Raw genomic sequence first — 18,980 nt, forward strand, 5'->3', positions numbered from 1 at the left:
GGGCAAATCCGGGCCGGCGGAAACGCCCACGTCCACCGTCGCCGCACCCACCACAACCCCCGCGGCGGAATCGACCACCACCGCCCCCACTACCACCGCCGCCGCGCCGCCGCCGACCGCGGTGGCGGCCGCGGAACTGGCCGGACTGTTGCTCAGCGCGGACGAAGTCAGCAGCATCATGGGCACACCGCTGCAGGCGGACCCGGTTCGCAACGCCCTGTGGGACGACCAGAGTTCGGTCTCCGACAAGGGCTGTCTGAGTGCATGGATGCCGGTCCAGGCCGCCACCTACGACGGCAGCGGCTGGTCCGATACGCGGTCACAGGTCGTCAAGCAAGTCGGCGCCACCCATGACGCGGTGTCGGTGGCCCAAGGCCTCATCGCCTACCCCAGTCAAGACGCCGCCCGGCCCACCGTGTTGAGCCTGCCCGATCAGTGGAAGGCGTGCGCAGGGCGCACTTTCACTGTCAGTAACCCCAACGGGGCACAGCCGTGGACCTTCGGCCAAGAAGGCATGCCCGCCCCGGGCCTATACACCATCACCGTCACCAAACAAGGCGGTAGCAACGTGTGCGGGCGCGCCCTGATGCTGCGCGCCAACGTCATCATCGACGTCATGGCCTGCGCGCCGGGTCTGACCACCCAGAACGTCGACATCGCCAACAAGATCGCGGCCAAGATCCAGTAGGCGCGGCGGTCGACTGGAGCTGTGGCCCGGCGAGTTTGAGATTGCGTCCAGGGTCGCGGGTGGACGCGAAATCCACAGCCCTCAGTGCAATCTCAACGCCAGACGACCCGGCGGCCCTAGTCCAGCAGCACGGTCGCGAAGGTACCCACTTCGGTGAACCCGATCCGCTGGTAGGTGGCGCGGGCGACGGTGTTGAAGTCGTTGACGTACAGGCTGGCGATGCGGCCGGTGCCCACGATCACCGCGGCCAGCATGGCGGTGCCGGCGCTGCCCAGGCCCTGCCCGCGTCGCTCCGGATGCACCCAGACTCCCTGGATCTGGCTGACCGCCGGCGATTGCGCCCCCACCTCGGCCTTGAAGACCACCTCGCCGTGCTCAAACCGGGCCCAGGCCCGACCCGCGGCGATCAGGTTGGACACCCGGCGGCGATAACCGCGGCCGCCGTCGCCCAGTCGTGGGTCGACACCGACCTCGCCGATGAACATATCCACCGCGGCCACCAGGTAGGCGTCCAGTTCGTCGGGCTGCACCTGACGCACCGCGGAATCCATCGGACACGTCGGCATCGACCGTAACGCCATCAGCGGTTGGCGGTCGCGCACGTCGCGCGCTGGTCCCCAGCCCGACTCCAGCCGCTGCCACATCGGCAGCACCAGTTCGGCCCGCCCCACCAGCGACGAGCAGCGCCGCGACATACTCATCGCCTTGTCGGCGAACGCGTTGAGGTCGGCGGCGGCCCCGCGCAGTGGAATCAGATTGCCCCCGGCGTAGCACAACGACTCGTCGGCACCGCGGCGGGTCCACAGTTCGCCGCCGATGGCGCTGGGCTCGACTCCGCCGTGGTCGGCAACGCGGGCGGCCACCATGCACGACCCCACCGGGTCGGCGTCGAAGACCCGCCACGCCGCGGCGGGGTCGCGCACCACCGACACCCGTCGCTCATCGACCAGACGAAAGATGGGCGGAGCCGACATACTTCAGACCTTCTGCGGACTACGAACCGACGGCCGGGCGGCCGCACACGGCTGTGCTCAGCTTACGGTCACAATGGGCGAACCGCTCGTAGTTGTATCCGGACCGTGTTCTACGGCGCCGTCGGAGCCCATTTCACCGGCCAGCCGCAGGGCCTCCTCGATCAGCGTCTCGACGATCTGCGCCTCCGGCACCGTCTTGATCACCTCGCCGCGCACGAAGATCTGGCCCTTGCCGTTGCCCGACGCCACGCCCAGGTCGGCTTCGCGGGCCTCCCCCGGGCCGTTGACGACGCAGCCCATCACCGCCACCCGCAGCGGCACGTCGAGTCCCTCCAGACCGGCGGTGACCTCGTTGGCCAGCGTGTAGACGTCGACCTGGGCGCGTCCGCACGACGGGCAGGACACGATCTCCAGCCCACGCGGCCGCAGGTTCAGCGATTCCAGGATCTGGGTGCCGACCTTGACTTCCTCGACCGGCGGAGCCGACAAGGACACCCGGATGGTGTCCCCGATGCCTTTCGACAGCAGCGCCCCGAACGCCACCGCGGATTTGATGGTGCCCTGAAACGCCGGACCGGCCTCGGTGACCCCCAGGTGCAGCGGGTAGTCGCAGGCGGCGGCCAGCTGTTCGTAGGCGGCCACCATCACCACCGGGTCGTTGTGCTTGACGCTGATCTTGATGTCGGAGAAGCCGTGTTCCTCGAACAGCGACGCCTCCCACAGCGCCGATTCCACCAGCGCCTCCGGGGTGGCCTTGCCGTACTTCTCCAAAAACCGCTTGTCCAGCGACCCCGCGTTGACGCCGATGCGGATCGGGATGCCGGCGTCCCCGGCGGCCTTGGCCACCTCGGCGACCCGGCCGTCGAACTCCTTGATGTTGCCGGGGTTGACCCGCACCGCGGCGCAGCCGGCGTCGATGGCGGCGAAGATGTACTTGGGCTGGAAGTGGATGTCGGCGATCACCGGGATCTGACTTTTCTTGGCGATCGCCGGCAGCGCGTCGGCGTCCTCCTGCCGCGGGCACGCCACCCGCACGATGTCGCATCCGGCGGCGGTCAGCTCGGCGATCTGCTGCAGCGTCGAGTTGATGTCGTGGGTTTTGGTGGTGCACATCGACTGCACCGAAATCGGGTAGTCGCTGCCCACCCCGACGTCGCGGACCATCAGCTGGCGGGTTTTGCGTCGCGGCGACAGCGTGGGCGCCGGGGCTGTCGGCATACCCAGGCCGGTTGTCATTTGGTCTCCTATTGGAACAGCCTGATCGGGTTGACCACGTCGGCGGTGACGGTCAGCAGCATGTAGCCGACCACCACGATCAAGATTACGTAGGTTGCCGGCATCAGCTTGAGATAGTTCACCGGCGCCGCGGCCACCAGCCCGCGCGCCGACCGGATCATGTTGCGGATCTTTTCGAATACCGCGATCGCGATGTGCCCACCGTCGAACGGCAGCAACGGCACTAGGTTCAGCGCCCCCAGGATGAAGTTCAGCTGCGCCAAAAAGAACCAGAACGCCACCCACACCCCGGCCTCGACGGTGTCCCCGCCGATGATGGAGGCGCCGACCACGCTGATCGGTGTTTCGGGGTCGCGCGGTTGGTTCGGCGAGCTGATCGAGTGCACCAGGGCACCGACCTTGGTCGGGATGGCGGCCAGCGACTTGCCCAGCAGCACCGACAGGTCGCCGGTGAAACTGAACGTGGCCGGCACCGCGGTGAACACGTTGTAGTGGGTGGGGCCGAACTGGGCGGCGCCCACCCCGATCGCGCCGACGGTCGACGGCCCGGTGGCCGCACCGTCCTTGGTGGGGATCCAGCGCTGGGTGGGGGTGACCGCGACGTACTTGGTCATCGTGGCGCCGTCCCGCTCGACGACGATCGGCACCACGCCGTGCTGTTTGCGCACCGCGGTGGCCATCTCCTCGAAGCTGGACACCTCGGTGTCGCCGACCTTGACCACCACGTCGCCGGGACGGATCCCGGCGCTGGCCGCCGGGCCGGGACCGGTGCACTTCCCCACCTCGCCTTTGGCGACTTCGGGTGCGACACACGCGGTTTCACCGATGACGGCGGAGGTGGGCGGATGCAGGTTGGGCAGACCCCAGATCACCGCGATCACGTAGATCAACACCAGCCCGATGACGAAGTTCATCCCCGGCCCGGCGGCCAGCACCGCGACCCGTTTCCAGGTTTTCTGCTTGTACATGGCGCGGTCAACCTCGTCGGGCGCCAGCTCCTCGATCGCGGTCATCCCGGCGATGTCGCAGAAGCCGCCCAGCGGGGCGGCCTTGAGTCCGTACTCGGTGTCGCCGCGCCGGGTCGACCACAGGGTCGGGCCGAAGCCAACGAAGTAGCGGCGCACCTTCATCCCGGTCGCGCGGGCCACCCACATGTGGCCGCACTCGTGCAGCGCCACCGACACCAGGATGGCCAGCGCAAACAGCGCGATGCCGATACCAAACATCATCAGGTGTGTACGCCCTCCTGTGCGACGGCGCACCTGGCCCGCTCCCGGGCCCAGCGCTGCGCGTCAAGTACGTCATCCACGGTAGCGGGTTGTGCGGCCCACTGGTCTGCGGCGTGCAGCACATCGGCGATGGTGCGCACGATCGTGGGGAAGCCGATCCGGCCGGCCAGAAACGCCTCGGCCGCCTCTTCGTTGGCCGCGTTGTACACCGCGGTCAGGCAGCCACCGGCCCGCCCGGCGTGTCGAGCCAACTCCACGGCCGGAAACACCTCGGCGTCTAGCGGCTCAAACTCCCAGGTGGAGGCGGTGGTGAAGTCGCAGGCCGGGGCCGCGAGGGGCACCCGCTCCGGCCAGCCCAGCGCCAACGCGATCGGCAGCCGCATATCCGGGGGGCTGGCTTGGGCGATCGTCGAACCGTCGGTGAAGGTGACCATCGAATGCACGATGGACTGCGGGTGCACAACGACCTCGATGCGGTCGTAGGGCACCGAAAACAGCAGGTGGGTTTCGATGAGCTCAAGGCCCTTGTTGACCAGCGACGCCGAGTTCAGGGTGTTCATCGGGCCCATCGACCAGGTCGGATGCGCGCCGGCTTGCTCGGGGGTGACGTGCTCCAGATCGGCGGCGGTCCAGCCGCGGAACGGGCCGCCGGAGGCGGTGAGCACGATCTTGGCGACCTCGTCGGCGGTGCCGCCGCGCAGGCACTGCGCCATCGCCGAATGCTCGGAGTCCACCGGCACGATCTGGCCGGGCGCCGCGGCGCCCAACACCAGCGGGCCCCCGGCCACCAGCGACTCCTTGTTGGCCAGCGCCAGCGTCGCACCCGTCTCCAGCGCGGCCAGGGTGGGCCGCAGCCCCAGCGCCCCCACCAGCGCGTTGAGCACCACATCGGCCCCGGTGTCGTGCACCAGCCGGGTGACCGCGTCGGGGCCGCGGTAGGGGACGTCGAGGGTGTCGGCGGCGCGCTCGTCGGTGACGGCGATGTTGGTCACCCCGGTCTCGGCGCGCTGACGCGCGATCAGGTCGGGGCGCCCGCCACCGGCGGCCAGCCCGACCACCTCGAAGCGGTCCGGGTTGGCGGCGATGACCTGCAGCGCCTGGGTGCCGATCGAGCCGGTGGAACCCAGGATCAGCACGCGGCGGCGGCGGTTCGTCACCTGCCCATTGTGCCCCGCTCAGGCCTGCTGCGGCGCTCCGGCATAGTCGCCGAACGACCACAGGTTGCCCTCCGGATCACGCACCGCGAACTCGCGGGCGCCGTAGTCGGTGTCGGCCAGCGGCCGGACGATGTCGGCTTTGTGCTGCAGCACGCGTTCGTAGAGCGCGGCGGGGTCGGTAGTGACGACGTAGCCGCCCGCGGTGCCCGGTTCGCGGCACCACTCGGTGCCGGGTTTGTAGCTGCCGAGCATGACGCCGCCGGCGCCGTCGGGCCAGCTCAGCTCGGCGTGGTCGACGGTGTCGCCGTCGCCGCAGCGGGCGGTGACGACGAAACCGAAGGTGTCGACGTAGTAGTCGATGAGTTTCGGCGCGTTATGCGCCTGCAGGGTCAACCAGACGGTCGGATTCGAATTGGTCATGGCACCACTCTGATCGGACGTGGTGGCCGCCGTCTTGGATGTTTTGGAACTCGTCGGCCAGCCAGACCCGCGGCGACACGCCGGTGAACCGCACGAACTCACGGGTCAGGTGGGCCTGGTCGCAGTACCCGGCGTCCGCGGCGATCCCGGCCAGGTCAACCCGCTGGCGCCGGCGCGCCGCGTCGGCGATCCGGGCGGCCGCGTACTCGAACCGCATCAGCATCGCGACCGTCTTGGGCGTGCGACCCACTTCGCGGCGAAACAATGTGCTCAGGTGCCGGGTGCTCACCCCGACCCGTTCGGCGAGCGCGCCCACCGGCGCCCGGCCCCGGCTGCGCTCCAGCAGGTGCCAGGCATAGGCCACCTCGGGGCGCACGGTCACCCGGTCGCGCCGTTGCCGGGCAGCCACCAGGTAGTTCGTCACCAACGCGAAGGCCTCCGGCCACCGGCGTGCTTCGGTGCTCCGTTCGTGGAGTTCGGCCGCCGCGCGGCCCAGCACCGGGCCCGCGTCGAAGTCGGTCACGCTGAGTTCGGCGGCGGGCACCCCGAACAGCGCGCGCGACGCCAACGGATGCACCGCCACCTGCACGCCGGCTTGGCCGCGACGCTGCCGCACATGGCTGGCCTGCACGTGCAGCCCACCCAGGATGATCGGATGCGGCCGGGCGGCCGGCAGGGCGTCGGCGGTGTCCGCGGCCTCCACCCCGTCGTCGAGGCTGACGATGAACGTCAACGTCGACGACGGCATGCCCCGATGCACAGCGGGCTCGGGCACCTCAAGGGCGCGGTAACCCACCATCGACGTCACACCGGGCGCGCTGTGCGGCGGCGCGACGGCGAAGTCCGAGATCCGCTGGTCGGTGGCCATCAGAGTCCACGGTAATCCCAGCGCGGCACGGCGAGCGGCCAAACCCGCTGTCACTAAACGGCTTCACGCTCGTATCAGTTCCATCAAGCACCACTGCGGTCGCTTGAGCCACTGTCGCAACTGGCCTTAACTCGACCTCCGCGACACAGGCAATTCACCGCAGATGCAAATAAATCGTCCCGGATGAGTCTCAGATGAGGAGAACCAATGACTTTGACCAAGAACTCCGCCACCCTGACCGCGAGCGTGGCCGCAGGTTTGTTCTTGGCCATGGCGGTATCAAACCCGACTGCGGCGGCCGACCCGACACCGCCGCCGGGGCCGGACACCAGCAACGACACGACCACCGCGGAGGCGACCGCCGCACTGGAGGAGTCCGTCGCCGAGCAAGAGATCCAGTTCGAAAAGCTCAACGCCGCGCAGATCCTGGAGAACAGCGCGTCGGCACTGAACTCCTTCCCGTCGCTGTTCCCGGAGACGCCGGTGGCACTGCTGGAAACCACCGCCACCGTGCTATCCGCGGTGGGCCTAGCGGGATAACGGGCCGAGGGCCCCTCGGTGGTGGCCGACGGGTGTGCCAGAATGTCGGCAACGTTGCCAGTGCAAGCCAAATAGGAGCAGACGTGGTCAGTACCGAAGTGGAGCGCCACACCGGGGTTGACACGGCCGACGTACCGTCCGCGGACTGGGGCTGGAGCAAGATCAACCACCGCACCTGGCACTTCGTCGGCTTGGGCATCGTCGGATTCCTGCTGCTGATGCTGCGCGGCAACCACGTCGGCCACATCGAGGACTGGTTCCTGATCGGGTTCGCGGCGTTGTCCCTGTTTGTCGTGGTGCGCGACGTGTGGGGTCGACGCCGCGGCTGGATCCGCTAGCTCGGGCGCGAACCTGCGCCCAGGGCATCGAATCTGCGTTGAGGGCATCGAGCCTGCGTTGACGGCATCGAGCCTGCGCACACGCCCACATCCGGGGCGAAAAGCCGTCCTGGCCGCAGACTCGACGCCGTAGCCGCAGACTCGATGCCGCCTGCGCCGGCAACAGGCGCTAACCTTCCTCGGCGGCCAGCTGGCCGCAGGCGGCGGCGATCTCGCGGCCGCGGGTATCGCGCACCGTGCAGGACACCCCGTGGGCGCGGACTCGGCGCACGAACTCCCGCTCCACCGGCTTGGGGCTGGCGTCCCAGTCGCTGCCCGGTGTCGGGTTGAGCGGGATCAGGTTGACGTGCACCAGCGGCCCGAGCGCGCCGTGCAGCCGCTTGCCCAGGAGATCGGCCCGCCAGGGCTGATCGTTGACGTCGCGGATCAGCGCGTATTCCACCGACACCCGGCGACCGGTCGCCTCGGCGTAGTAGCGGGCGGCGTCCAGCGCCTCGGCGATCTTCCATCGGTTGTTCACCGGCACCAAGGTGTCGCGCAGCTCGTCGTCGGGGGCGTGCAGCGACAGCGCCAACGTCACCCCGAGACGCTCGTCGGCCAACTTGCGGATCGCCGGGGCCAACCCGACCGTCGACACCGTCACCGCCCGCGCGGAGATGCCGAAGCCGGTCGGTTCGGTGATCCGGCGCACCGCGGCCAGCACCCGGTTGTAGTTGGCTAACGGCTCCCCCATCCCCATGAACACGATGTTGGACAGCCGGCCATGGTCGCGGTCGCGCAATTCGACCGCCGCCGCGCGCACCTGCTCGACGATCTCGGCGGTCGACAGGTTGCGGGTCAAGCCGCCCTGCCCGGTGGCACAGAACGGGCAGGCCATCCCGCAGCCGGCCTGCGAGGAGATGCACACCGTGTTACGCCGCGGATAGCGCATCACCACCGACTCGAAGCTGGTGCCATCGACGGCGCGCCACACCATCTTGCGGGTCTGCCCGGCGTCGCATTCGATCTCGCGGGTCGCGGTCAGCAGCGTCGGGAACAACGCGTCGGCGACCGAGGCGCGCACCGCGGCCGGCAGGTCGGTCATCTGCTGCGGGTCGGCGATCAGCCGGCCGTAGTACTGGTGGGCAAGCTGCTTGGCGCGAAACGCCGGCAAGCCCAGCTCGGACACCGCGGCCGCGCGACCGGTCGCGTCCAGATCGGCCAAATGCCGCGGCGGCAATGCCCGCCGCGGCGCCTCAAACACCAGCTGCTGTTTCATGTCCGGTCCAGTATGGGCCGTCGGGGCCGCCGCTCCGAACCCGCCGGCCCGACACGACCTTAAAGATTCTTTACTAACCCCTTATTTTTCTTATTTTTTGGGGTAGGGTCGGCACGATGACCGAGTCACACCAACACGCTGTCGTCCTCGGCGCGGGCATGGCCGGGCTGCTGGCCGCCCGTGCGCTGTCGGAGTCCTACCCGCGGGTCACCCTGGTCGAGCGGGACACGTTGCCCACCGGTCCGATGCACCGGCGCGGGATCCCGCAGGGCCGCCACCTGCACAGCATGCTGAGTCGCGGCTGGCAGGTCCTCGAGGAGCTGTTTCCGGGGTTTCTCGATGAGCTGGTCGCCGACGGCGCCCAGGTCATCGACGATGGCGACCTGTCGCGCATCTACGTGCGCCTGGGCCGGTACGGGCTGAACCGCACCCAGCGGGTCGCCGACCCGGCGGCCCTGGTCGTCCACCTGGCGAGCCGGCCGTTTTTGGAGTTCCACCTGCGACGCCGGGTCGCCGCCCTAGGCGGGATCCGGTTCCTCGACTGCCACGACGTGGTCGCGCCGATCGCCGCGACCGCCGACCGGCTGACCGGGGTGCGGGTGGTCAACCGCGCCACCGGTGCAGAATCCGCGCTGCACGCCGACCTGGTGGTCGATGCGATGGGGCGCGCCGCGCGCACCCCGGCCTTCCTCGACGACCTGGGCTATGGCCGTCCCGCCGAACAGCGCACCGCGGCCCCGGGCACGTATTTCTCCCAGCTGCTGCGTATCCCGGACGGCATGATCGACGAGAAGATGGTGCTGGTCCGCCCCGGGCGAGGCTTGCCGATCGGTGGCCTGCTGGCCTATGAGCACGGCTCCTGGATGCTGACCGTCGGCCAGCTGGGCATCGACCCCGAGCCCCCGGCCGACCTGGCCGGCATGCTCGCGCTGGCCGAGCACTTCGCGCCGCCGCCGATTCTGGCGGGCCTGCACGCCGCCGAACCGCTCGGCGCGGTGGCCGTCTCCCGGCTCCCGGCCGGGGCCTGGCGCCGCTACGACCGGATGCCTCGATTCCCGGCGGGGCTGGTGGTCATCGGCGATGCGCTGTGCAGCCTCAACCCGATCCACGGGCAGGGCATGGCAATGGCGGCGCTGCAAGCCGTCGCGCTGCGCGACCAGTTGCACGGCGGCGACCGCCACCTGCCCCAACGATTTTTCCGCGCCGCCGCCGACCTCATCGGCCCGGTGTGGGCGATGAATCAGGCCACCGACCGGGCGCAGGCCCCGAACCAGGGACGACGCTCGCTGCCCACCCGGCTGCGGAGTTGGACCACCAACCAGGCGTTGCGGGCCGCCGAGCATGACATCGTGCTCACCGAACGGCTGTTTCGGGTGACCAGCCTGGTGGACCCGCCCACCCGGCTACAGGACCCGTCGCTGCTGGCCCGCGTGTTGGTCGGCAATCTGCGGCGCCGCTGGGCACCGGGCGGCTCAGCTCAGCACGGTCAGCACAATCCACGTCGTCGCCGCCGCGGGCAGCAGACCGTCGAGCCGGTCCATCAGGCCGCCGTGGCCGGGCAGCATGGTGCCCATGTCCTTGATCCCTAGGTCGCGTTTGACCTGGGACTCCACCAGGTCGCCCAGCGTGCCGACGGTGACCAGCAACAACCCCAGCGGCAGGCCCACCCACCACGGTTTGTCGGGGAGCAGGAACGTCACCGCCAGCACCGCCCCGGTCAGCCCGAACAACAGCGACCCGGCGAACCCCTCCCAGGACTTCTTCGGGCTGATCGCCGCCGCCATCGGGTGCTTGCCGAACAGCACGCCGGCGGTGTAGCCGCCCACGTCGGAGCACACCACCGAGGCCAGCAGACAGAACACCCGACCCGCGCCGTCGGCGGGGTAGATCAGCAGGGCACCGAAGGACATGAACAACGGCACCCACACCGCGAGCAGCACCGTGGCCGACATGTCGCGCAGGTAGTTGACCGGGGTGTGGCTCAAGCCTTGACCCAATAGCCGCCAAACCATGCACACCACGACGGTGCCGCCGAATGCGCCCAGCACCCCGGCGACGCCGAACGGCCAGCTCAACCACACCATCGCCTGCCCGCCGAGCAGCAACGGCAGGAACGGCACGTCGTAGCCGGCTTCCCGCAGCCGTCGGGTCACCTCATGGGTGGCGATCGGGGTGGCCACGGCGAGCACCACAACCCACAGGTGCGGTGCGACGAGCAGGACCGTCACCAGCATGCCGGCCAGCAGCGCGCCCACCGCGATCGCGGCCGGCAGATTGCGCCCGGCGCGGGAAGTTTTCGGGGTGCCCGGCTGCGGTCCCGGCTGCGCCGGAAGCCCCGGCCCGTCAGCCGGGGATGCGCCGGTCTCGGTGTCTGCCACGGATAGTGATTGCTGCGCGGCCATTAGACCTCCAGCAACTCGCCTTCCTTGTGTTTGACCAGCTCGTCGATCTGGCTGACGTACTGCTGCGTGGTCTTGTCGAGGTCCTTTTCCGCGCGGCCGACCTCGTCCTCACCGGCGTCGCCGTCTTTGCGGATCCGGTGCAGTTCCTCCATCGCTTTACGACGGATGTTGCGCACCGAGACCTTGGCGTCCTCCCCCTTGGCCTTGGCCTGCTTGACCAGTTCCTTGCGCCGTTCCTCGGTCAGCTGCGGCACCGCCACCCGGATCAGCGTGCCGTCATTGCTGGGGTTGACGCCCAGGTCCGAGTTGCGGATCGCGGTCTCGATCGCGTGTAGCTGCGCGGCTTCGTACGGTTTGATGACCACCAGCCGCGCCTCGGGAACATTGATGCTGGCCAGCTGGGTGATCGGGGTGGTTGCGCCGTAATAGTCGATGACAATCCGGGAGAACATGCCCGGGTTGGCCCGGCCGGTGCGGATGGTCGCCAAATCGTCCCGCGCCACCGATACGGCCTTTTCCATTTTCTCTTCGGCGTCGAAGAGAGCCTCGTCAATCATCTGCGCCGCTCCTTCTCATCGCTTCGCTCTGCATCGTCGCCGGCGGCCACGGCATGCGCGGTCAGGTGGTGACCAGTGTTCCGATCTTCTCACCTGCGACCGCCCGCGCGATATTGCCGTCGGTGAGCAGGTTGAACACCAGGATCGGCATGCCATTGTCCATGCACAGGCTAAAGGCGGTGGCGTCGGCCACCCGCAGCCCGCGGTCGATGACTTCGCGGTGGCTGATCGCGGTGAGCAGTTCGGCGTCGGGGTTGACCCGCGGATCGTCGGCGAACACCCCGTCGACGGCCTTGGCCATCAACACCACGTCGGCGCCGATCTCCAGGGCCCGCTGGGCGGCGGTGGTGTCGGTGGAGAAGTACGGCAACCCCATGCCGGCACCGAAGATCACCACCCGGCCCTTCTCCAGGTGACGCTGGGCCCGCAGCGGGATGTAGGGCTCGGCGACCTGCCCCATCGTGATGGCGGTCTGAACCCGGGTGACGATCCCTTCCTTTTCGAGAAAGTCTTGCAGCGCAAGGCTGTTCATGACGGTGCCGAGCATCCCCATGTAGTCCGAGCGCATCCGGTCCATGCCGCGCTCCTGCAGTTGGGCGCCGCGGAAGAAGTTGCCGCCGCCGATCACGACGGCGACCTGCACCCCGTCGCGCACGACTTCGGCGATTTGGCGGGCCACCTGCGCGACCACGTCGGGGTCCAGCCCGACCTGTCCCCCGCCGAACATCTCGCCACCGAGTTTGAGCAACACTCGGGTGTACTTGGGGCGACCCGGCGGGGGGACGGCCTGACCGCCGCCGGTGCTGGTCGGCTCCGTCATCAGGCTCCTCAGGCTCCACGGTCCTCGCATGACAGCGCCATCGCAGGCAATCACCCACGACGGCAGGCTCTATCCTGCCTCATCATGCGGGCCGCGGAATGCCCGGGGTGCAGCGTCAGCCCAGATGCGCCGACAGCAGCCAGGCCGGCACCGACTTGCGTCCGTTGCCCTCGTCGCGCAGATCCACCACGGGGAACTCGGCGGGCAACTTGTCGGGGAAGTTGGCGTGAATGCGGGCCGGACGGATCTCTTCGATCACCCAGTACCTAGAAACCACCTCACGCAGCTCGTCTTCGGTGACGGGGTTGGGGCCGGGGCTCTCCGGCATCCCGGCCCGGTCGAAGACCAGCACGAAATACGACGCCCCGGGTGCGGCGGCACGCACGATCGACCGCTGATAGCCCTCCCGCAACTCGACCGGCATCGAGTGGAACAGGGTGGAATCGATGATGGTGTCGAACCGGCCGTCGTAACCGGTGAACGACGAGATGTCGGCGACCGCGAAATCGGCGTTGGCCAGCCCACGCTTGGCCGCCTCGGCCTTGGCCAACTCGATCGCGGTCGGCGAGGCGTCCAGCCCGACGGTGTTGTGGCCGCGTTCGGCCAGGTACAGCGACACGGCGGCCTCGCCGCAGCCGGCGTCGAGGACCTCGCCGTGGACCTTGCCCTGCTCGATCAGGGCGGCGATTTCGGGCTGCGGTTCGCCGATGCTCCACGGCGGGCGCTGGCCCGGCCCGAATTCGGCGGCCTCGCCGCGGTAGGCCGGATCGAAATCGAAGTCGAATTTCTGCGTTTCAGTCATGCCGTTCTGTATATCAACGTGCTTGATATATGTCAAGATGGTTGATGTGGGACAGATCGACGACGCGCCGCTGGGCTATTTGCTGCACCGTGTGGGGGCCGCGCTGCGCCCCGAGGTGGCCGCCGCGCTGCGACCGCTGAACCTGTCGTTGGCCGAATTCGTCTGCATGCGAATGCTTTCGTTGCGGCCGGGGCTGTCCAGCGCGGAACTGGCCCGGCAAGGCAACGTCACCCCGCAGGCGATGAACACGGTGTTGCGGCGCCTGGAAGAGCTGGGCGCGGTGTCGCGGCCCGAGTCCGTGCCGTCCGGGCGGGCGCTACCGGCGACGCTGACCCGCGACGGTCAGGCATTGCTGAAACGCGCCGAGGCCGCGGTCTCGACGGCCGACGGCCGGATCCTGGCCAAGCTGAGCAGCGCCGAGCAGCGGGAGTTCCGCCGCATGCTGGAGTTGCTCGGCTCCGATCAGGATTCCTGCGACGTGCTGCACCCGGGCGTCTAGGTCGCCGGGACCGCGACGCCGGTTGCCTCCACATCGGCGAGGTGGACCTGTTTGCCGCCCGTGCGGAGGAACAAGCTCGTGACCGTCGACGGCTGGTCGGGGCACTGCTGATCGGGTGGGCGCGGCACCTTGGCGACCACGGCCGTGTCCCCGTTCGACAACGGGTAGAGGCGGTAGGTTCCGGCCGGGGCGATCGGTGCCCAGCCGGTTCCGCGCAGCTCCCACACGCCGGCATCGGGCGTGGGCTCGGACAGGTTTGTCGGGCATCGATCGGCGCTGCCGGTGGCCCGCAGCCTGCCCCCGGGCGCCCACCACACCGCGCTCTGGGTATTGCCGTAGAAGCAGGGCTTGGGACTGGCATCGAAGGGGCCGGGCGGAAAACCGTCGGCCAGCTGACCGGTGGCCGCGTCGAACACGCTGACCTGATGCCGTTGGCACACCGCGGGTTCGGCAACCGTGCCGGTCTCGTAGGCGAACCGGGTTCCGTCCGGGCTGAACGTCGCGTTGGCCCAGTAGACGGTGGGCCGGCGGCCCAGATCCCGGACCGTGCCGTCGCGGTCGACCAGGAACAGGCGGTCGGCCAGGATGCCCCGGTCGGCGCCGTATTTGTTGGCGATCACCACGCGCCCGCCACCGGCGCCGACCACGGTGCCGGTGTAGTTGTGGTCGGTGTCGACACCGGCTTGTTGCTCGGGGGTCCGCGGGGGCAGCCGGACGGTGCGCAATGCGCGGGGAGCCGGATGCCGCTGGCTCAGATCCAGGGCCATCAGGGGTATCTGCCCGTTGGCATCCGGCGACGCCAGACCCTGCCATACGACGGTGCTGCCGTGCAGCGCATACGGGGCCCCGGGCCGGGCCGGCGATTCAGAATCCGTTCGCGACCGGGCCGGGATCGGCGCCTCGTGCACCCGTCGGCTCGCCACCTCGATCCACACCAGTTCGGCGTGGATATCCCCGCCGTCGTAGGGGTATCGCCCGGCCTGCTCGTCGTGGTACTGGGCGAAGGCGTATTTGCCGTCCGCGGTGAACGCGGGTGCGCCGACATACCCGAACCGGGAGGCGCCCACCTGTTTGGTCCAGGTCGCCACGGGCGTCGGACCCTGCGTCAAGGTGAAACTCACCTCTCCGGGCTGCCACCACGGGGTGTGTCTGGGCGTGGTGTAGGCGATCAGCGAGCCGTGTCCGGGCACGGGAGCCGGTGGGGACGACCACGAACACCCGGTGGCCGCCACCAGGAGCGCGGCCAGTGCCGCGCAGACCGGGCCCCGTCGCAGCCAAGCAGCGTCGCGCCGCTCGGCCCCGGTCAGCGCGGAGCCTGGATTCGCGCCCAGGGCCGGGCCTCTTCGAGTTCGTAGGCCAGCTCTAGCAATCGGGCCTCCGCACCGCGCTCGGCGGCGAACATCATGCCCTGCGGCAGCCCGGCGGCGGTGCGGGTCAGCGGCAACGAGATCGCCGGATCACCGGTAGCGTTCTGCAGCGGCGTAAACGCCACCCAGTCCATCAGCCGGTCGATGACCTGCTCATAATCGGCGGTCGGGTCCAGGTGCCCGACCCGCGGGGTCTCGTGGGCGACCGTCGGGGTTAACAATGCGTCGTAGCCCCGGAAGAACCGGGCGCTGCGCCGACTCGAGGCGGCCAACCGCGCGACGGCCAGCGGTAGCCGGTGCAGGTGACGGGTGGCGTGCCGGTCCAGTCCCAGCGTCAGGTTGTCCAGCTTGCTGCGATCGAAGGAAGGGCCGAACATATGGCGTCCGCGCCGGACCAGCGCGGTCGCGAGGAATGCCCAGTACAGCAGGAAGTCGTCGGCGAAATACGCTGGCACCGGCGGTGTTTCGATGTATTCGGTTCGGTGGCCGAGCTCCTCCAACAGGGCCGCGGTCTTGAGCGTCAGCTCACGCACCTCGGGACTGGCGTCCCGCCCGACCGACCGGGTGACCACGGCGATCTTCAGCCGCCGTTTGCTAGGGCCGGTGACCTCGCCGATGGCCGGCAGCTTGCGGTTGCGCCAAGTGCGCTCGGTCTCACGGTAGAACGCGGCGGTGTCGCGCACCGAGCGCGTCACGACGCCGTTGTAGACGATGCGCACCGGCATCTGCCGAAAATCCTTGTCCAGCGGCAGCCGGCCGCGGGACGGCTTGAGGCCCACCAGTCCGTTGACGGCCGCCGGGATCCGGATCGACCCACCACCGTCGTTGGCGTGCGCGATCGGCACCACGCCGGCGGCCCCGAACGCCGCCGATCCCGACGACGAGGCGCCGGCGGTGTAGTCGGTGTTCCACGGGTTGCGCACCGGGCCCAGCCGCGGATGCTCGGCGGCCGCGGAGAATCCGAACTCGCTGAGCTGGGTTTTGCCCAGCGGGTTGAGTCCGGTGGACAGATACAGCCGGGCGAACTCACCGTCGGCGGCGGCCGGGTGCGGATCCCACGCGTCGGTGCCCTGCATGGTCGGCATGCCCGCAACGTCGACGTTGTCTTTGATAAATGTCGGGACCCCGTCGAAGAACCCGCCGTGCGGGCGGGCGGCGCTGGCCCGCGCCCGGGCCCGCTCGAAGGCCGGATAGGCCAGCCCGTTGAGCTTCGGGTTGACCGCCTCCAGTCGGGCGATCGCCGCCTCGACAACGTCGGCGCGACTTACCTTGCCGGCCTTGATCGCTTCGGTCAGCGCGACCGCGTCGAGGTCACCGAGAGCGTCGTCGCCGAAGGCGTGCACAGGTCCCATTCGGCTGATGCTATCCGGTGCGGGGCGCCCGCAGGGCCGCCGAACTGCTCAGCCTGTTCTGATCCACCACGTAATGGGCCCCCTACCGAACGGCAGGGGGCCCATTACGTGCTGTGCGGATCACCGCGTCATCGCCGAACGTGCATCCAGGGCGGAAAATCGAGCCGAATCCCGCCGTGGACGCACGTTCGGCGCGCAGGCGTTAGGCCTGGCCGACCTCGAACCGGACGAACCGGGTGACCGTCACACCGGCCTCGTCGAGCAGCGCCTTGACGGTCTTCTTCGAGTCGGACACCGACGACTGCTCCAGCAGCACGGTGTCCTTGAAGAATCCGTTGACCCGGCCCTCGACGATCTTGGGCAGCGCCTGCTCGGGCTTGCCTTCTTCCTTGGCGGTCTCCTCGGCGATGCGACGCTCGTTGGCCACCACGTCGGCGGGCACGTCGTCGCGGGACAGGTACTTGGCCTTGAGCGCGGCGATCTGCAGCGCGACCGCGTGCGCGGCCTCGGTGTCGCTGCCGGTGTATTCGACCAGCACCCCCACCGCCGGCGGCAGGTCCGACGCCCGCTTGTGCAGGTAGGTCTCCACGGTGCCGTCGAAGTAGGCGACGCGACGCAGTTCCAGCTTCTCGCCGATCTTGGCCGACAGCTCCGCGATCGCCTGCTCGACGGTCTTGTCGCCCGCCTTCGCCGCCTTCAGCGCGTCGACATCGGCGGCCTTGGAGGCCGCGGCCGCCGCCACGATGTCGGCGGCCAGCTGCTGGAATTCGGCGTTTTTGGCGACGAAGTCGGTTTCGGAGTTCAGCTCGATCAGGGCGCCGTCCTTGGCGGCGACCAGGCCCTCGGCGGTGGCCCGCTCGGCACGCTTGCCGACATCCTTGGCGCCCTTGATCCGCAGCACCTCGACGGCCTTGTCGAAGTCGCCGTCCGATTCGGCCAGCGCATTCTTGCAGTCGAGCATGCCGGCGCCGGTCAACTCCCGAAGCCGCTTGACGTCGGCAGCGGTGAAGTTCGCCATCTCAGCCTTCCGTGGTGGTGTCGGTGGTGGTCTCGGTGCCGGCCGCCGGGGTCGCCGAGGCCAGCAGCTCCTGCTCCCATTCGGCCAGCGGCTCGGCCGACTCGGCTTCGGGCTTCCCTTCCCCGTTACCGAGGCCGGCGCGGGCCTGCAGCCCCTCGGCGACCGCCGAGGCGATCACCTTGGTCAGCAGCGCCGCCGAACGGATCGCGTCGTCGTTGCCCGGGATCGGGTAGTCGACCAGGTCCGGGTCGCAGTTGGTGTCCAGGATCGCGATCACCGGGATACCCAGTTTGCGGGCCTCGCCGACGGCGATGTGCTCCTTGTTGGTGTCGACGACCCAGACCGCCGAGGGCACCTTGTTCATGTCGCGGATACCGCCGAGGCTGCGCTCCAGCTTGTTCTTCTCGCGGGTCAGGCCCAGGATCTCTTTCTTGGTGCGGCCCTCGAAGCCGCCGGTCTGCTCCATGGCCTCGAGTTCCTTGAGGCGCTGCAGCCGCTTGTGCACGGTGGAGAAGTTCGTGAGCATCCCGCCCAGCCAGCGCTGGTTGACATACGGCATCCCAACCCGGGTCGCCTCGGCGGCGATGGATTCCTGTGCCTGCTTCTTGGTGCCGACGAACAGCACCGACCCACCGTGGGCGACGGTCTCCTTGACGAACTCGTACGCCTTGTCGATGAAGGTCAGCGTCTGCTGCAGGTCGATGATGTAGATGCCGTTGCGGTCGGTGAAGATGAACCGCTTCATCTTGGGGTTCCACCGGCGGGTCTGATGCCCGAAGTGGGTGCCGCTATCCAGCAGCTGTTTCATGGTGACTACGGCCATGCTTATGCCTTTTTGTGTGTCGGTTGTCGCCCGGCGTCGGGTGAGGCCGGGCCCTGGTGCCTGCTGAGATACCGAAACCCTGATTCCAGGGACCGTCCGGTATCCGGTTGTGGCGCAGACACGCGAAGTCAGCCCGCTTGCACGAGCTGCGGGATGTGAGTTTACACGGTCCGAGCAGGTGCTTTGTCCACAGCACTGACTGGCCGCCGGGCCGGGCGCGCAGTGCACTGGGCAGATGCGCTGGACGCTGGTTCTCCTGGTCTTTTTGGTGTGCGCGGCGCCAGCCCGCGGGGACGCGGTGCGGCTGGAGTGGCCGTTGCGGCCACGCCCGGCGGTGCTGCGGACGTTTGACGCCCCGACGCCGAACTGGACACCCGGACACCGCGGGGTGGACTTGGCCGGCGCCCCTGACCAGCCGGTATATGCCGCCGGGGCCGGAACGGTGGTGTACGCCGGGCCGCTGGCCCGGCGCCCGGTGGTGGCGATCGAACACCCTGGCGGATTGCACACCAGTTACGAGCCGGTGCGGGCGAGCGTGCGGGTTGGGCAGCGGGTGGTGGCCGGAGCGACGATCGGCGTGTTGGTGGCCGGGCATCCGGGCTGTGCGGGGGCGTGTCTGCATTGGGGGGCGA

21 protein-coding genes are annotated in these 18,980 nt (G+C 69.1%); 6 read left to right on the forward strand and 15 right to left on the reverse strand.

Annotation, left to right across the window (positions count from 1 at the left end; translation table 11 throughout):
* Positions 1 to 688: sensor domain-containing protein (locus BKN37_RS17295; RefSeq protein WP_071028069.1), on the forward strand; the 688-nt coding region annotated here is incomplete at its 5' end.
* Positions 689 to 804: 116 nt separating this feature from the next.
* Here BKN37_RS17295 and BKN37_RS17300 read toward each other — a convergent pair.
* From BKN37_RS17300 to BKN37_RS17325, 6 genes are read right to left on the reverse strand one after another with little or no spacing between them, the layout of a single operon-like run.
* On the reverse strand, positions 805 to 1,662 hold the full coding sequence (locus BKN37_RS17300; protein WP_071028071.1) for a GNAT family N-acetyltransferase: 858 nt from the start codon (positions 1,660 to 1,662) through the stop codon (positions 805 to 807).
* A gap of 57 nt (positions 1,663 to 1,719) precedes the next feature.
* The gene (gene ispG / locus BKN37_RS17305) at positions 1,720 to 2,898 is read right to left on the reverse strand and encodes a flavodoxin-dependent (E)-4-hydroxy-3-methylbut-2-enyl-diphosphate synthase (protein WP_071028073.1); all 1,179 of its coding nucleotides are present in this window, start codon (positions 2,896 to 2,898) and stop codon (positions 1,720 to 1,722) included.
* 8 nt (positions 2,899 to 2,906) lie between these two features.
* Positions 2,907 to 4,127: a M50 family metallopeptidase gene (locus BKN37_RS17310; RefSeq protein WP_071028075.1), complete on the reverse strand. Its 1,221-nt coding sequence runs from the start codon at positions 4,125 to 4,127 to the stop codon at positions 2,907 to 2,909.
* On the reverse strand, positions 4,127 to 5,284 hold the full coding sequence (gene dxr, locus BKN37_RS17315; protein ID WP_071028077.1) for a 1-deoxy-D-xylulose-5-phosphate reductoisomerase: 1,158 nt from the start codon (positions 5,282 to 5,284) through the stop codon (positions 4,127 to 4,129). The genes BKN37_RS17310 and dxr overlap by 1 nt, the downstream gene beginning before the upstream one ends.
* An 18-nt stretch (positions 5,285 to 5,302) precedes the next feature.
* A complete protein-coding gene (locus BKN37_RS17320; protein WP_071028079.1) occupies positions 5,303 to 5,704 on the reverse strand; it encodes a VOC family protein in 402 nt (133 codons plus the stop codon).
* Positions 5,658 to 6,503, reverse strand: coding sequence for an AraC family transcriptional regulator (locus tag BKN37_RS17325; protein ID WP_071028113.1), 846 nt, complete (start codon positions 6,501 to 6,503; stop codon positions 5,658 to 5,660). Before BKN37_RS17325 ends, BKN37_RS17320 begins: the two co-directional genes overlap by 47 nt.
* A gap of 276 nt (positions 6,504 to 6,779) precedes the next feature.
* Here BKN37_RS17325 and BKN37_RS17330 point away from each other — a divergent pair, with 276 nt between their 5' ends.
* Both BKN37_RS17330 and BKN37_RS17335 read left to right on the forward strand, forming a co-directional pair.
* The gene (locus BKN37_RS17330) at positions 6,780 to 7,112 is read left to right on the forward strand and encodes a hypothetical protein (RefSeq protein ID WP_071028081.1); all 333 of its coding nucleotides are present in this window, start codon (positions 6,780 to 6,782) and stop codon (positions 7,110 to 7,112) included.
* Positions 7,113 to 7,195: 83 nt separating this feature from the next.
* Positions 7,196 to 7,450, forward strand: coding sequence for a DUF2631 domain-containing protein (locus BKN37_RS17335; protein WP_071028083.1), 255 nt, complete (start codon positions 7,196 to 7,198; stop codon positions 7,448 to 7,450).
* A 169-nt stretch (positions 7,451 to 7,619) separates the two neighbouring features.
* Here BKN37_RS17335 and rlmN read toward each other — a convergent pair whose 3' ends face one another.
* Complete coding sequence (rlmN, locus tag BKN37_RS17340; RefSeq protein ID WP_071028086.1) at positions 7,620 to 8,708, reverse strand: dual-specificity RNA methyltransferase RlmN; 1,089 nt, start codon at positions 8,706 to 8,708, stop codon at positions 7,620 to 7,622.
* A 116-nt stretch (positions 8,709 to 8,824) separates the two neighbouring features.
* On the opposite strand from rlmN, the gene BKN37_RS17345 reads away from it, so the two are divergent.
* Positions 8,825 to 10,297: an FAD-dependent oxidoreductase gene (locus BKN37_RS17345; RefSeq protein ID WP_108772713.1), complete on the forward strand. Its 1,473-nt coding sequence runs from the start codon at positions 8,825 to 8,827 to the stop codon at positions 10,295 to 10,297.
* On the opposite strand, the gene BKN37_RS27910 is transcribed toward BKN37_RS17345, so the two are convergent.
* The 4 genes from BKN37_RS27910 to BKN37_RS17365 form a co-directional block, all read right to left on the reverse strand.
* Positions 10,181 to 11,110, reverse strand: a complete 930-nt coding sequence (locus BKN37_RS27910; protein ID WP_083341865.1) for a phosphatidate cytidylyltransferase — start codon at positions 11,108 to 11,110, stop codon at positions 10,181 to 10,183. The two genes, BKN37_RS17345 and BKN37_RS27910, sit on opposite strands and share 117 nt — an antisense overlap.
* Entirely contained in the window at positions 11,110 to 11,667 is a 558-nt protein-coding gene (gene frr / locus BKN37_RS17355; protein ID WP_071028093.1) for a ribosome recycling factor, read from the reverse strand. The genes BKN37_RS27910 and frr overlap by 1 nt, the downstream gene beginning before the upstream one ends.
* 61 nt (positions 11,668 to 11,728) lie before the next feature.
* Entirely contained in the window at positions 11,729 to 12,487 is a 759-nt protein-coding gene (gene pyrH / locus BKN37_RS17360; protein WP_071028096.1) for a UMP kinase, read from the reverse strand.
* A 115-nt stretch (positions 12,488 to 12,602) separates the two neighbouring features.
* Positions 12,603 to 13,289 carry a class I SAM-dependent methyltransferase gene (locus BKN37_RS17365; RefSeq protein WP_071028098.1) on the reverse strand — a complete coding sequence of 229 codons (687 nt, stop codon included), beginning with the start codon at positions 13,287 to 13,289 and terminating at the stop codon, positions 12,603 to 12,605.
* A gap of 46 nt (positions 13,290 to 13,335) precedes the next feature.
* On the opposite strand from BKN37_RS17365, the gene BKN37_RS17370 reads away from it, so the two are divergent.
* Positions 13,336 to 13,788: a MarR family winged helix-turn-helix transcriptional regulator gene (locus tag BKN37_RS17370; RefSeq protein WP_071028100.1), complete on the forward strand. Its 453-nt coding sequence runs from the start codon at positions 13,336 to 13,338 to the stop codon at positions 13,786 to 13,788.
* Here the strand turns inward: BKN37_RS17370 and BKN37_RS17375 are convergent.
* The 4 genes from BKN37_RS17375 to rpsB all read right to left on the reverse strand — a co-directional run bounded on the left by BKN37_RS17375 (position 13,785) and on the right by rpsB (position 18,348).
* Complete coding sequence (locus BKN37_RS17375; protein WP_131823634.1) at positions 13,785 to 14,876, reverse strand: hypothetical protein; 1,092 nt, start codon at positions 14,874 to 14,876, stop codon at positions 13,785 to 13,787. The genes BKN37_RS17370 and BKN37_RS17375 overlap by 4 nt on opposite strands.
* A gap of 215 nt (positions 14,877 to 15,091) precedes the next feature.
* Positions 15,092 to 16,507, reverse strand: a complete 1,416-nt coding sequence (locus BKN37_RS17380) for an amidase (protein ID WP_071028104.1) — start codon at positions 16,505 to 16,507, stop codon at positions 15,092 to 15,094.
* 202 nt (positions 16,508 to 16,709) lie between these two features.
* A complete protein-coding gene (tsf, locus tag BKN37_RS17385; protein ID WP_071028106.1) occupies positions 16,710 to 17,525 on the reverse strand; it encodes a translation elongation factor Ts in 816 nt (271 codons plus the stop codon).
* Between the two features lies 1 nt (position 17,526).
* Positions 17,527 to 18,348 (reverse strand): 30S ribosomal protein S2, encoded by an 822-nt coding sequence (rpsB, locus tag BKN37_RS17390; protein WP_071028108.1) that lies wholly within the window; start codon positions 18,346 to 18,348, stop codon positions 17,527 to 17,529.
* Positions 18,349 to 18,583: 235 nt separating this feature from the next.
* On the opposite strand from rpsB, the gene BKN37_RS17395 reads away from it, so the two are divergent.
* A partial coding sequence (locus BKN37_RS17395) for a murein hydrolase activator EnvC family protein (RefSeq protein WP_071028111.1) occupies positions 18,584 to 18,980 on the forward strand: 397 nt, incomplete at its 3' end.

Origin of the sequence: Mycobacterium talmoniae, from assembly GCF_001854525.1 — a bacterium.
Classification (GTDB): Bacteria; Actinomycetota; Actinomycetes; order Mycobacteriales; family Mycobacteriaceae; genus Mycobacterium; species Mycobacterium talmoniae.